The following is a 12,952-nucleotide window of genomic DNA, read 5'->3' as shown; positions in this document are numbered from 1 at the left end:
GCGCAGTGAGCGCAGTGAGCGCAATATGGGCGAAGTCTTCACGGGCAGCAGCCTGGGTCGGGTCGCGCTCACTGGCGCGGCATCTGGTCCAGCGTCCAGACGCCATGCGGCGACTTGCCGACCTTGACCTGCTGCAGGATCTGCTTGGTCTGCAGGTCCATCACCGTCAGCTTGCGGGCCCAGCGCGAGGTGAACATCAGCGTGCGGCCGTCCGTCAGGATCTCCATGTCGTCCGGACCTCCGGGCGCCTTGAACGTCTCGACGACGCTGAAGTCCGCCAGCGCGATCTTGCTGATCGTGTTGGCCGCGCGGTTGCTCACCAGCACATGCTTCCGGTCGCCGAGCGCGCGGAACGAGTGCGCGCCGTCGCCGGTCTCGATGCGCTTCACCAGCTTGGGCTGCGCGGCGCTGACGTCGTAGACCTCGACGCTGCGCTCGCCGGTCAGCGCGACCAGCAGGTACTTGTCGTCGGGCGTCAGGTACAGGTCGGCGGGCAGCTTCCCGACCGGGATCTTCCAGCGCGGGGCCATCGTGTTCAGGTCGATGGACAGCAGCTCGCTGCTGTCCTGCAGGCTCGCGTAGACGACGCTGCTCTTGCTGTCGATGGACAGGTGGCTGGGCGTCTTCGGCGCGGAGAAGCGCTTGAACAGCGCCATCGGCTGCGCCGCGTTCTGCGGCTGCCATTTGTAGATGTCGACGTGGTCCAGCCGGTTGCCGGCCAGCACCAGCCACTTCATGTCAGGCGAGAAGCGCAGGTGGTAAGGATCGGGAATGCCGCGCACGGTGCGCTGCACCTCGGCCGTCACCGGGTCGAGGAAGGTCAGCGAATCGCCCAGCGCGTTGGCCACGACCATCGTCTTGCGGTCGGGCGTCAGGTAGAGGTGATGCGGTTCCTTGCCGGTCGGGATGCGCTTGAGCTCGCGGAAGTCCTTCGGGTCGATCACGCTGATGTCGGCGTCCAGCGAGTTCAGCACGAAGATGGGACTGCCGACGGACGCGAAGGCGGCCGGGGCCGCGGTCAGCGCGCCCAGGGCGGTGACGACCAGGGCGGCCCGCACGGGCCGCACGAGGGAAGACAGCATGGAGATCCTCAACAGGAGATGCACGGCGCGCCCAGCGCCACGCAGCCCTCAAGTGTAGGCGGGTTCACCCTAGGGTCCGGGCGGAACAGGACCGCGGAGCCCCTGTTGATGCGGGCTTGGGCGCCAGACGGGCCCGGTGCCTGAGCCGTTCTTGAGCGTTTCGAGGCGCCGCCTTCACGCGAGGTCGGCGCGAGGTCGGCGCAAAGTCGGCGCACTGTCGGCCGACGGCTCGCCGCCGAGGCGCCGTTGCATTCAGTTGCACCAGACTTGCCGCCAGGGTTGCGGCAAGTCTGCGCATGGCGAACTTTTTGAAACGCCTTCAGGACGCCTTGGGGCGCCTCACTCGTCGTCGCCGCCCAGCAATCCGCCCAGCAAACCGCCGCCGGCGAGGCCGGTCAACAGGCCGCCCTCCTCCCGGGAGCCCCCGCGCTGCGGGGCCGCGGCGAAGACGCGCGAGGCCAGGCGCGAGAACGGCAGGCTCTGCAGCCAGACTTCGCCGGGGCCGGTCATCTTCGCCAGGAACAGACCTTCGCCGCCGAACAGGGCGGTCTTGATCTTGCCTACGTACTGGATCTCAAAACTCACGCTGGGCGTGTAGGCGACGACGCAGCCGGTATCCACCAGCAGCGTCTGACCCGGCTGGAGCGTCCGTCGAACCACGGTACCTCCGGCATGCACGAAGGCCAGCCCATCACCATCGAGCTTCTGCATGATGAACCCTTCGCCACCGAAGAAGCCTGTCGACAGCCGCTGCTGGAGCGCGATCCCCAGCGACACGCCGCGGGCCGCGCACAGGAACGCGTCCTTCTGGCAGATCAGCGTGCCGCCGAGCTTGCCCAGATCCATCGGCAGGATCTTGCCCGGGTACGGCGCCGCGAAAGCGACCCGCAACTTGCCATGACTCTGGTTCGTGTAGACCGTGGTGAACAGCGATTCCCCGGTCACCAGCCGCTTGCCGGCGCCCAGCAACTTCCCGAAGAAACCGCCCTGGTTGGCGGACCCGTCGCCGAACACCGTGTCCATGCCGATACCGGCATCCATGAACATCATGCTGCCGGCTTCACCGATCGCCGCTTCGCCGGGGTCGAGTTCGACCTCGACGAACTGCATCTCGGCACCCTTGATTTCGTAGTCGACAACATCCATGGCCATGGTCTTCACCTTCTGTCTTATCACTTGGAAACGCGCGCGATATTAACGTTTCGCGGCCTTCCTCTACTGCGGTCATGACGCCCATGTCTCCTGACGAAAGCGAAACCAACACCCCCTTGAAGCCTGGCGACAGCTACGTGCAGTCCTTCGCACGCGGCCTGTCGGTGATCCGGACCTTCGACACCCACCATGCCCGGCAGACGCTGACGGAAGTCGCCAAGCGCTGCGGCCTGACGCGCGCCGGGGCGCGTCGCATCCTGCTGACGCTGCAGACGCTGGGATACGTGAGATCGGAGGGGCGGCTGTTCGAGCTGACCCCGAAGATCCTCGATCTCGGCTTCGCCTACCTGTCCTCGCAACCGCTGTGGCGCTTCGCCGAGCCGGTCGCGATCCAGCTGGCCAACGACCTGCGGGAGTCCGTCTCCATCGCGGTGCTCGACGACGATGACGCGGTCTTCGTGCTGCGCGCGCCGCTGCGCAAGATCCTGTCCGACCCGATGGGCGTCGGCAGCCGCCTGCCGGCGTGGGCCACGGCCACCGGTCGCGTGCTGCTCGCCTCGCTGACGGTCGAGGAGCGGGAGACCCGGGTCGCGCGGGTGCAGCTGGCGCGACGCGCGAGCAACACCGTGCGCTCCCACGAGGAACTGCGCGCCGCGATCGAGCAGGCGCGGCGCCAGCACTGGTGCCTGGTGGACCAGGAGCTCGAGGACGGCGTGCTGAGCGTCGCCGTGCCGATCACCGGCCGCGACGGCCGCGTCGTGGCGGCGATGAACGTCAGCACGCATGCGTCGCGGACGCCGCCGCAGCAGCTGCTCGAGCAGGCGCTGCCCAAGCTCCAGGCCGCGGCGCAGAACCTGTCGCAGCTGCTGGTGCTGATGAAGAAGGATTGAGGAGGAGACCTCGATGAAGAAGGGCTGCGGAAGCAGCCCTTCTTTGCCAGCGCCCGGCCTTCGGACCTGCAGTCCGACAGCCGTTCGTCGGCGTCGATCAGCCCACCGGGCTGATCTCGGTCCGACTCACTACCCCATGTGCAGCCCGCCGTTGCAGCTGAAGTCCGCGCCGGTGGTGAAGCCGGAGGTCTCCCCGCCAGCCAGCCGACGATGGACGCGATCTCCTCGGGCTCGCCGAGGCGCTTCACCGGGATGCCCGCCACGATCTTCTCGAGCACGTCGGGCCGCACGGCCTTGACCATGTCGGTGCCGATGTAGCCCGGGCTGACGGTGTTCACCGTGACGCCCTTGGCCGCCAGCTCCTGCGCCAGCGCCATCGTGAAGCCGTGCATGCCGGCCTTGGCGGCCGAGTAGTTGGTCTGCCCGACCTGGCCCTTCTCGCCGTTCACCGACGAGATGTTGATGATGCGGCCCCAGCCCTTGTCGATCATGCCCGGCACCACCTGCTTGGTGACGTTGAACATGCTGTTGAGGTTGGTGTCGATGACGGTGTCCCACTCGTCGCGGGTCATCTTCAGGAACATCCGGTCCTTGGTCACGCCGGCGTTGTTGACCAGGACCTCGATCGGGCCGTGCTCCGCGATCGCGCGGTCGAACGCCGCGACGGTCGAGTCCCAGTCGGCCACGTTGCCGACCGACGCATGGAAGGTGTAGCCGAGCGCCGACTGTTCACCCAGCCACTTGGCGTGGTCGCGGCTCGGGCCGCAGCCGGCGATGACCTTGAAGCCTTCCTTGTGGAGGCGCTGGCAGATGGCGGTGCCGATGCCGCCCATTCCGCCGGTGACGTATGCAACTTTCTGACTCATGCTTGCCTCCTGTATGGCACCACGGAGCGCCGCGTCCGCGGCCGGGGTGTCTGGAATATCGGAACGGGAAAGACGCGAAAGGGAATGGAAGATGCGCTGGGGATGCGCTGGGGATGCGGTGACGGGGTCAGCGCTCGACGCACAGGGCGACGCCCATGCCGCCGCCGATGCACAGGCTGGCGATGCCCTTCTTGGCATCGCGCTTGATCATCTCGTGCAGCAGCGTGACCAGGATGCGGGCGCCGGACGCGCCGATCGGATGGCCCAGCGCGATCGCACCGCCGTTGACGTTGACCTTGCTGACGTCCCAGCCCATCTCCTGATGGACTGCGCAGGCCTGCGCGGCGAAGGCCTCGTTGATTTCCAGCAGGTCCAGGTCCTTGGGCTGCCAGCCGGCGCGCTGCAGCGCCTTGCGCGAGGCCGGCACCGGGCCCATGCCCATGGTCTTGGGATCGACGCCGGCGCTGGCGTACGAGGCCAGGCGCGCCAGCGGCGTCAGGCCCAGCGCCTTCGCCTTGGCGTCGGTCATCAGCACCAGGCCGGCGGCGCCGTCGTTCAGGCCCGAGGCGTTGCCGGCGGTCACCGAACCGGCCTTGTCGAAGGCGGGCTTCAGGCCGGCCAGCGCCTCGGCATTGGACTTGCGGTTGATGAACTCGTCGGCGGAGAACACCACCGGATCGCCCTTCTTCTGCGGGATCGTGACCGGCACGATCTCGGCAGTGAAGCGGCCCGCGTCCTGCGCCGCGGCGGCCTTCTGCTGGCTGGCGAGCGCCAGTTCATCCTGCTGGGCGCGGCTGACGTGGTACTCCTTGGCCACGTTCTCGGCGGTGATGCCCATGTGGTACTGGTTGTACACGTCCCACAGGCCGTCGGTGATCATGGTGTCGACCAGCTTCCAGTCGCCCATGCGCTGGCCTTCACGCGAGCCCGGCAGCACGTGCGGGGCCAGGCTCATGCTCTCCTGGCCGCCGGCGATGATGATGTCCGAATCGCCGTCGCGGATCGCCTGCGCAGCCAGCATCACGGCCTTCAGGCCGGAGCCGCAGACCTTGTTGATCGTCATCGCCGGCACGGTCACCGGCAGGCCCGCCTTGATGACGGCCTGGCGCGCGGGATTCTGGCCGACGCCCGCGGTCAGCACCTGGCCGAGGATGACCTCGTTGATCTGGTCGGGCTGCAGGCCGCTTCTGCGCAGCAGTTCCTGGATGACGATCGCGCCCAGCTCGCTGGCGGGGGTCTTGGACAGCGTCCCTCCGAACTTGCCGATCGGCGTGCGCGCCGCGGCGACGATGACGATGTCTTGCGGTGAACTCATGACTCGCTCCTCTTTCGAAACTGCTGAACGTCGGACGTCAGCGGGTGAATGCCGGATGAACTTGCGGGATCAACTCTGAACCGGTTCGGTTCTCACTGCGCGGGAGTGGGTTTCACGCGCGCTGCTTCACATAGCGGCCTGGCGCCGGTTCGATGGCCTCGTGACCGCGGCCTCCCGGCTTGCGCGGCGCCGCCTTCTGCGGACCCGCGTGGCCGGCCAGCCACTGCGACCAGTCGGTCCACCAGCTGCCGGGATGCTCGGTGGCGGACTGCAGCCATTGCTGGTGGTCGGCCGGCAGCGCCGCGCCCTTCCCCAGCCAGTGGCTGCGCTTCTTCTTTTCCGGCGGATTGATGACGCCGGCGATGTGCCCGGACGCGCCGAGCACGAAACGCTTCTTGCCCTTGAACACCTGCGTGCTGCGGTAGGCCGCGTCCCACGGGACGATGTGGTCCTCGCGCGAGCCGTAGATGTAGACCGGGGCCTGGATCGCGCCGAGGTCGACCTTCTCGCCGCAGACCGTCAGCTGGCCCGGGATGCGCAGCTCGTTCTGCAGGTAGGTGTGGCGCAGGTACCAGCAGTACATCGGGCCCGGCAGGTTGGTCGCGTCGCCGTTCCAGTACAACAGGTCGAAGGCCGGCGGCGCGTCGCCCTTCAGGTAGTTGCCGACGACGTAGTTCCAGACCAGGTCGTTGGGACGCAGGAAGCTGAAGGTGGTCGCGAGCTCCTGGCCCTTGAGGAGGCCCGGGCCGCCCACGGCCTGGTCGCCCAGCGTCATCTCGCGCAGTTGCACGGCCTGCTCGTCGATGAACAGGTCCAGGATGCCGTTGCTGCTGAAGTCGATCAAGGTGGTCAGCAGGGTGACGCTCTCGGCCGGCTGCTCGCCGCGTGCGGCCAGCACCGCCAGCGCGGTCGCGAGGATCGTGCCGCCGACGCAGAAGCCCAGCGTGTTGATCGTGTCGGTGCCGGCGATCTCGCGCGTGACCTCGATGGCCTTGATCGCGGCCTGGCCGATGTAGTCGTCCCAGGTCCAGCGCACGCAATCGGCATCGGGATTGCGCCAGCTCACCACGAAGGTGCGGTGGCCCTGCGCCACGGCGTAGCGGATCAGCGAGTTCTCCGGCTGCAGGTCGAGGATGTAGTACTTGTTGATGCAGGGCGGCACCATCAGCAGCGGCCGTGCATGCACCTTCGCGGTGAGCGGCTTGTACTCGAGCAGCTGGAAGAACTCGTTCTCGAAGACGACATGGCCCTCGGTGGTCGCGACGTTGCGGCCGACCTCGAAGGCGGACTCGTCGGTCTGCGACACATGGCCGCGCTGCACGTCGGCCATCAGCAGCTGCAGGCCCCGGGTGAGGCTCTCGCCTTGCGTGTTCAGCGCGCGCTGCTGGGCTTCGGGATTCAACGCGAGGTAGTTGCTCGGCGAGGCCGCATCGACGAACTGCTGCACCGCGAAGCGGACGCGGGCGCGGGTCTTGTCGTCGGCCTGCACCTGATCCGCCATCCGCTGCAGCGTCTTCGCATTCAGCAGATAGAGCTGCGCGGTGAAATGGGCGAGCCGGTTCTCGTTCCACGATGCGTCGGCGAAGCGGCGGTCCTTCAACGGCGCCGTCTTGGCCGCGGCAGCGGCAGCGGGCGTCGTCGCGCCCTGCGCGGCGGCCTGGGAATCACCGAGCGCGGCGTTCCACAGCGCACTGGCCTGGCTGATGTATTCCGACTGCAGTTGCGACCACGCGTCGGGCGGGATCTGCATCGCCTGCAATTGCTTGAAGGCGTCGCCGAACCCGTGCGACAGGCCGCTGGCCGCCTGTTGGGCCTGCTGAGCCCAGTGTTCGAAACCGTGGACCGATGGGCCGGTGAATCCGGCGGCGGCGTTGTTCGCGCTCATGTGTCTCCTCTGGCCGACCTGTGCAAGAAGCTTGCCACAGCCGACCACGCGGAAGATGCGGATCGACGGGGAGGCTTCGCATATGCTCAGGCGCTTTGTAGCTCGATCAGCTTACCCCCGCGTGACGCTGCTGTCGCGAAGACCCGAGGAAATCGTTGATGTATCTGGTGGCCATCGCGTGGATGTATGTGGTGCTGATGATGGCGATCGTCGAGGCCTTCAGTTCGCAGGGCTCGGTGCTCGGCGCATTGATCACCTTCGTGTTCTACGGCGTGGTACCGCTATCGATCGTGATGTACCTGATGGGCACGCCGAGGCGGCGCGCCGCACGCCGGAAGGCCGAGGCGTCCGACAGGCCGCATGACGACGCTGAAGGCGCTGAAGGCGCTGTTGCGTCGATGCCGACATCGACATCCCCATCGCGTGCGACGCAGGCGGCCGCACCGTCGACGGATGCGTCAGCGCAGTCGGATGACGGCAGCCATGCGTCCGCTGCGCAGCCCGTCGACGCGCTCGTGGCGGAACGAAAAGAATCGTGACGGCTCGCTGAGCGTGCACCATCCACCGCCGCTGACGGCACCGATACCGAGCGCTTCGAGTCGGCGCCGCGCGAGGCCGTAGAGATCGGCTCGCCAACGCGCCTCGCCCTGTTCGTTCCGTTGGAAGCGGAACATCGGTTGATCCTGATAAAGCGGCTCGGCGCCGAAGGCGGCGAGCACATCGGCACCGACTTCAAACTGCGCCGGTCCGATGCACGCGCCCATCCAGGCGCTGATCTCGCCAGGCTCGCAACCCGCGGCCTCGCACATCGCCGCGGCGGTGTTCTCGAGCACGCCGCCCGCGAGCCCTCGCCAGCCCGCATGTGCGGCGCCCACCACGCCCGGTCCGGCGAACAGCACCGGCAGGCAGTCCGCCACCATCACCGCGCAGGCGAGCGTGGGATCGGTGCTGATCGACGCATCCGCCGGTTCAGGATCGGCGTCGGGCAGCGCGTGTTCGGCGCGCAGGCGCAGCACGGTCGTCCCATGCACCTGCTTCAGGAAAACCGGAGAGCCGCCGATCGCGGCGGCGACACGCCGGCGGTTCTCGACCACGTTCGTTGGATCATCCCCGACCGAGCGCCCCAGGTTGAGGCTCGCCAATCCGCGCTGCTCGTCCGGCGCCTGCGGGCCTCCGCTGACGCCGCCGGCGCGCGTGGTCATGAAGGCGTCGACGTGCGACGCGGCCCACGCGGGTCGCAGCCAGTCCTCATTCAGCATCGGGACAGGCGCTCGGCTGCGTCTTGCTGAAGGCGTCGAGTGCCATGCACTGCTCGAAGATCTTCATGACCGTCGGCACGTGATCGAGGCGGCTGTCGAAGCGCTGCGCGTTGAAGATCTGCGGCACCAGCACGCAATCGGCCATCGTCGGCGTGTCGCCGAAGCAGAAGCGGCCCGATCGTCCCTCGGCCTTCAGGCGGTGCTCGACGACCGCCAGGCCGCTCTCGACCCAGTGGTGGATCCAGCGGGTCTTGTTGTCGTCGCCGACGCCGAGGTCCTTCACCAGATAGCGGAGCACGCGCAGGTTGTTCAGTGGATGGATCTCGCAGGCGATGTCCTGCGACAGTGCGCGGATGTAGGCGCGGCTGAGCGCGTCGCCCGGCAGCAGCGGCGGCTCGGGGTGCGTCTCGTCGAGGTATTCGATGATCGCCATCGACTGCGTGACGAGCGCGTCGCCGTCCTTCAACAACGGGACCAGTCGCGACGCGGACACCGCGGCGTAGGACTCGTTGAACTGCTCGTTCTTCGCGAGGTGGACCGGCTTGTAATCGAAGTCCAGGCCCTTGAGCGCCATCGCGATGCGGACGCGGTACGAGGCGGACGAACGGAAGTAGTTGTAGAGCTCCATGGCCGGCGATGATGCCACGGGGTCCGCGATGGAGGCCGCTACACTGCGGCCCATGTTCCAAGCGCGGCGCTTCCAGCATTGCCCCACCTGCGGCGGCCAGATCGAATACCGCATCCCGGCCGATGACAACCGGGAGCGCGCGACCTGCACCGCGTGCGGCGCGATCCATTACGAGAATCCGCTGAACGTCGTAGGCACCTTGCCGGTGTGGGGCGAACAGGTGCTGCTGTGCAGGCGCGCGATCGAGCCGCGGCTGGGCAAGTGGACACTGCCGGCGGGCTTCATGGAACTCGGCGAGACACTCGCCGAAGGCGCGGCGCGCGAGACGGTCGAGGAGGCCGGCGCCCAGATCGAGCTGCAGAACCTGTACTGCGTGATGAACGTGGTCCGCGTCGGGCAGGTGCACACCTTCTACCGCGCGAAGCTGCTCAGCCCGGAATTCGATCCGGGTCCGGAAACCCTGGAAGCCCAGCTGTTCCACGAACACGAAGTGCCGTGGGACGAGATCGCCTTCCACACGATCCGCGAAGCGCTGCAGCGCTTCTTCGAAGACCGCCGCAGCGGCAACGGGTATCCGTTGCATACGGCGGATATCGACTAGTCATTGCAGATCGTGTTGGTGTGGCTCGTCGCGTGCGGCGTGCCACAGACGCAGCATGTAGACGTCTTCATCTTCGACGCGGTAGATCATCACGTAGTTCGGATGAGTGACCCACTCACGCGTCCCCCTCAGGACCCCTTCCCGGGCGATTTGAGGATGGTTACAGAGCAGTCGGGCATCCCTCTTGAACCGCTTGACCATCTCCAACGCCGCCGACGGATTGCGTGCCGCAATGTATCCATAGATCCGCCGTACGTCGTCACCGGCGCGTTCGCTCCAATGTGTGATCACTGGCCGCCTCCCACACGCTGACGAGCGTCTTCAATCAGTTCGTCGAAGACATCATCCATCTGCGCCTCGGTCAGCACGCGACCCTCGCGAATGTCGTCGTAAGCCTCGCCGATGGCTTCGCGCAGTTCCTGCTCGTAGGGCGTGAGCGCCGACACATCGGCGGCAGGCAAACGAAAGTCGGGAAAGGCTGGGCATCGAACCTGCGCCGACGACACCGACGCAGAAGTTTCGAGGCCTGTGGTCAGGGGATCTGGCGCGCGCTTCATCGGGTACCTTTCCATCAAACACCAAGGGGAAAGGCGAGGATTCTCAGAACTTCAAAACGCTTTGCAAGAGTGCTTGACGGAGGTCAAGCGATTCACCGACTTCGATGAGTCAGGGCTTGATTTCCTGTGCCGACGCCCACGGGCCGGTGATGCCGTCGAGTTCGCAATCCCACAGCGCCTGGGCATCGAGCGCATCGGTGACGCCTTCCGCATAGACCTTCAGGGAGAGGCTGCGCAGCATCACCACCAGGCTGCGCACGAACGCCGCCCGGCCCACGTCCGCCGACACCCCGCTGACCACCGAGCTGTCGAGCTTCACGTAGTCCAGTCCGGCCTGGAAAAGACGGTCGATTTGAGCCAGTCCGGCACCGGCGTGTTCAAGGCCGAGCTGCACGCCCAACGGACGCAGCTGGCGGCCGAGTTCCTGCAGCGCCTCGAAGTGTTGCACCGCCGCCGGCTCGGCCAGCTCCAGCCCGATCTGCCGACGCACCGCCGCCGGCGTTGCCTGCACCAGTTCGCGGGCACGGGCGATGAAGCTGCCGTCGTTCAGCGACGCCGGCGCCACGTTGACGCAACGCATGCGGCTGTCGCGCTGCGTGGCCTGCAGCGCCAGCGCCAGCGCCTGCAGGTCCGCCTCGGCACTCAGCCGGTGGCGCAGCGCCAGCGGCAGCCAGCGCGCCGCCGGCTCGAACTCGCCGACCGGGTTCAGCTTCAGCTGCAACGGGCACTCCAGATGCAAGACCTGACGCTCGCGGCCGATCAGCGGGAACTCCAGCAGCCGGCTGCGTTGATGCGCCAGCGCGTCCGAGATCAGCGCGCGCCAGGCGCGCTCGCCCTGTGCGACCTCGTCCGAGGGCGGCGCCTCGCGCAGCTCCAGCACGACGCCGTCGCCCTGCTCCGCCTTCGCCAGCGCCGCATCGGCTGCGGCGAACCAGGCGCTCATCGGCTGGTCGCGCATCAACTCGACCGCGCCCAGCGCGACGCCGACATTCGACCCGAGGTTCTGCAGGCCGGCCCGCAACGCATCGGCCAGCGCCTGCGCGGTGTCGCCAACCACGTTCGGCGCCGGCAGCCACAGCGCGAAGTCCGAGCCGTTCAGCCGTCCCGCGAGACAGCCGCGCACCTGCTCGGGATAGACGCGCAGCGCCTGCGCGATCGCCGTCAGCGCCTGATCCGTCGCCCCGTGACCAAGACGCTGGTTCAGGCCCGGCAGATCCCTCAGCCGCAACAGCACCAGCCCCGCGCGCAGCGGGCCGTCGTCGCGTTCCAGCGCCGAGTTCAGCTCCGCCACGAACTGCCGCCGGTGCGACAGCCCGGTGAGCTCATCGCACAGCAGCTGGTGATGCAAGGTGCGCAATTGCTCGGCCTGGGCCTCGAACATCTGCCGCGTGCGCAGCACCATCGTGTTCATCGCGCTCGTCAGCTTGCGCATCTCGGGGACGCGCGGCTCCAGCACGGTCTCGAAGCGCCCTTGCGAGACGCCCTCGGCCTGCCGCACGGCGGTATCCAGCGGCCGCCGCAGCCGGGACAGCACCGCCGCCGCCGCCACGCCCGTCGCCAGGCCCACCGCGAGCAGCCACAGCGCCGTGCTGACCGTCGCGCGCCACAGCGCCTCGTGCACGTAGCCGGTCTGGCCCCGCAGCTCGATCTCGCCGGCCGCCTTCCAGCCGTCCGACACCTTGGCCACGCCCGGCGCCACGTCCAGCGGGAGCAGTGCGACGAACCATCCCGGCGCATGGGAGACCTGCGGCGTTTCCAGATGGCGCTCGAAGACCTGCGCGCCGCTGCCGTCGCGCCAGCGCACGCTTTCATAGGCGCCGGCGTCGAACTGCGCCGAGATCAGCAGCGACATCAGCTCCGAGTCGCCTTTCTGCTGGGACAGCGCCAGCGCCAGCGCGTTCGCGTTGTCGGCGTTCTTCAGTTGCGCCTGGGTCTGCAGCAGCTCCCGCAGCGACCAGGTGCTCACCGCGACGCCGCCCAATGCCGAGGCCAGCACCGCGCCCAGGACCAGCCACCAGATTTGTCTTATCAGGGACATGTCTTGAATTCTCCGTCGCCCATCAGAAGCCCTCCGACTTCGCCTTCGCCAGCAGGTCGCGCCACAGCGACAGCCGCACCAGCGGGTTGCCCGCCGTCGTGCCGCCGACGCCGCTCCACAAACCCTCGCCGTTGAAACTGAACACCGGGGTCAGGTCGGGTCGCAGCGACGCGGGCCGGATCTCCGGGTTGATATTGTCCAGAATCAAGGGCTCCGCCTCCGGCTGCGCATAGTAGGCCAGGACCATGTGCGCCTGCGGCCGGCCCTGGAACTGCGCCCGCACGTACACCATCCTCAGCTTGGCCTGCGGCACGCCGGCACTGAGCAGGCTCATGTACTTGGCGATCGCGTAGTCCTCGCAGTCGCCCGCGCCCTTGTCCAGCAGCTCGAGCGGCGTGGCCCAGTAGTCGATCTGGCCCCACACCTCGATGTCGTCCTTGAACGCGATGCGCTGGTTGAAGAAGCTGTTGACCGTTGTCAGCCGGTCGCGCTCCTCGGGCATCGCCGCGGCGCGGTCCGCCATCTGGATCATGGCCTTCACCGCGGCCTGCGTCTTCGGCGAGAGCTTCGCCGCCGACTCGGTCAGCCTGTCCTTGTCCCAGCCCCAGGCCAGCGCGGACCACAGGCCCGCCACGCAGACCAGCACCGCCAACGCCCGTTGCGCCGGCCGGATTGTCCG

At 67.7% G+C, this 12,952-nt stretch carries 13 protein-coding genes and 1 pseudogene; 3 read left to right on the top strand and 11 right to left on the bottom strand.

Translation table 11 applies throughout. The features are described from left to right. Positions 1 to 68: 68 nt before the first annotated feature. Both ACQ859_RS09915 and ACQ859_RS09910 read right to left on the bottom strand, forming a co-directional pair. Entirely contained in the window at positions 69 to 1,082 is a 1,014-nt protein-coding gene (locus ACQ859_RS09915; RefSeq protein WP_431265626.1) for a YncE family protein, read from the bottom strand. 339 nt (positions 1,083 to 1,421) lie between these two features. Beyond that, positions 1,422 to 2,234, bottom strand: a complete 813-nt coding sequence (locus ACQ859_RS09910; RefSeq protein ID WP_088409026.1) for a TIGR00266 family protein — start codon at positions 2,232 to 2,234, stop codon at positions 1,422 to 1,424. An 83-nt stretch (positions 2,235 to 2,317) separates the two neighbouring features. On the opposite strand from ACQ859_RS09910, the gene ACQ859_RS09905 reads away from it, so the two are divergent. Beyond that, complete coding sequence (locus ACQ859_RS09905; protein WP_431258722.1) at positions 2,318 to 3,124, top strand: IclR family transcriptional regulator domain-containing protein; 807 nt, start codon at positions 2,318 to 2,320, stop codon at positions 3,122 to 3,124. 129 nt (positions 3,125 to 3,253) lie between these two features. On the opposite strand, the pseudogene phbB reads toward ACQ859_RS09905, so the two are convergent. The 3 genes and pseudogenes from phbB to phaC all read right to left on the bottom strand — a co-directional run bounded on the left by phbB (position 3,254) and on the right by phaC (position 7,190). After that, positions 3,254 to 3,990 (bottom strand): annotated as a pseudogene (phbB, locus tag ACQ859_RS09900) (acetoacetyl-CoA reductase). Between the two features lie 127 nt (positions 3,991 to 4,117). Beyond that, positions 4,118 to 5,305 (bottom strand): acetyl-CoA C-acetyltransferase, encoded by a 1,188-nt coding sequence (locus ACQ859_RS09895; protein ID WP_431265625.1) that lies wholly within the window; start codon positions 5,303 to 5,305, stop codon positions 4,118 to 4,120. Positions 5,306 to 5,417: 112 nt separating this feature from the next. Then, entirely contained in the window at positions 5,418 to 7,190 is a 1,773-nt protein-coding gene (gene phaC, locus ACQ859_RS09890) for a class I poly(R)-hydroxyalkanoic acid synthase (RefSeq protein ID WP_431265624.1), read from the bottom strand. A 158-nt stretch (positions 7,191 to 7,348) separates the two neighbouring features. Here phaC and ACQ859_RS09885 point away from each other — a divergent pair, with 158 nt between their 5' ends. Then, positions 7,349 to 7,729 carry a hypothetical protein gene (locus ACQ859_RS09885; protein WP_431265623.1) on the top strand — a complete coding sequence of 127 codons (381 nt, stop codon included), beginning with the start codon at positions 7,349 to 7,351 and terminating at the stop codon, positions 7,727 to 7,729. Here ACQ859_RS09885 and pgeF read toward each other — a convergent pair. Together pgeF and maiA are read right to left on the bottom strand one after the other, a co-directional pair. Beyond that, entirely contained in the window at positions 7,649 to 8,449 is an 801-nt protein-coding gene (gene pgeF / locus ACQ859_RS09880) for a peptidoglycan editing factor PgeF (RefSeq protein ID WP_431265622.1), read from the bottom strand. The genes ACQ859_RS09885 and pgeF overlap by 81 nt on opposite strands. Beyond that, the gene (maiA, locus tag ACQ859_RS09875; RefSeq protein WP_431266506.1) at positions 8,439 to 9,077 is read right to left on the bottom strand and encodes a maleylacetoacetate isomerase; all 639 of its coding nucleotides are present in this window, start codon (positions 9,075 to 9,077) and stop codon (positions 8,439 to 8,441) included. Before maiA ends, pgeF begins: the two co-directional genes overlap by 11 nt. 52 nt (positions 9,078 to 9,129) lie before the next feature. Here maiA and ACQ859_RS09870 point away from each other — a divergent pair, with 52 nt between their 5' ends. Next, positions 9,130 to 9,678: an NUDIX hydrolase gene (locus tag ACQ859_RS09870; RefSeq protein ID WP_431265621.1), complete on the top strand. Its 549-nt coding sequence runs from the start codon at positions 9,130 to 9,132 to the stop codon at positions 9,676 to 9,678. Here the strand turns inward: ACQ859_RS09870 and ACQ859_RS09865 are convergent, their stop codons facing one another. The 4 genes from ACQ859_RS09865 to ACQ859_RS09850 all read right to left on the bottom strand — a co-directional run bounded on the left by ACQ859_RS09865 (position 9,679) and on the right by ACQ859_RS09850 (position 12,919). Next, positions 9,679 to 9,969 carry a type II toxin-antitoxin system RelE/ParE family toxin gene (locus tag ACQ859_RS09865; RefSeq protein WP_431265620.1) on the bottom strand — a complete coding sequence of 97 codons (291 nt, stop codon included), beginning with the start codon at positions 9,967 to 9,969 and terminating at the stop codon, positions 9,679 to 9,681. After that, positions 9,966 to 10,235 carry a hypothetical protein gene (locus tag ACQ859_RS09860; RefSeq protein WP_431265619.1) on the bottom strand — a complete coding sequence of 90 codons (270 nt, stop codon included), beginning with the start codon at positions 10,233 to 10,235 and terminating at the stop codon, positions 9,966 to 9,968. The genes ACQ859_RS09865 and ACQ859_RS09860 overlap by 4 nt, the downstream gene beginning before the upstream one ends. Positions 10,236 to 10,344: 109 nt before the next feature. Beyond that, positions 10,345 to 12,273 carry an EAL domain-containing protein gene (locus ACQ859_RS09855; protein WP_431265618.1) on the bottom strand — a complete coding sequence of 643 codons (1,929 nt, stop codon included), beginning with the start codon at positions 12,271 to 12,273 and terminating at the stop codon, positions 10,345 to 10,347. A 22-nt stretch (positions 12,274 to 12,295) separates the two neighbouring features. After that, positions 12,296 to 12,919 carry a transglutaminase-like cysteine peptidase gene (locus ACQ859_RS09850; protein WP_431261534.1) on the bottom strand — a complete coding sequence of 208 codons (624 nt, stop codon included), beginning with the start codon at positions 12,917 to 12,919 and terminating at the stop codon, positions 12,296 to 12,298. Between the last annotated feature and the right edge of the window lie 33 nt (positions 12,920 to 12,952).

This window comes from Roseateles chitinivorans (assembly GCF_050632235.1).
In the GTDB taxonomy this organism is placed as follows: domain Bacteria; phylum Pseudomonadota; class Gammaproteobacteria; order Burkholderiales; family Burkholderiaceae_C; genus Roseateles; species Roseateles chitinivorans_A.
This window is presented reverse-complemented; position numbering and strand designations above follow the sequence as displayed.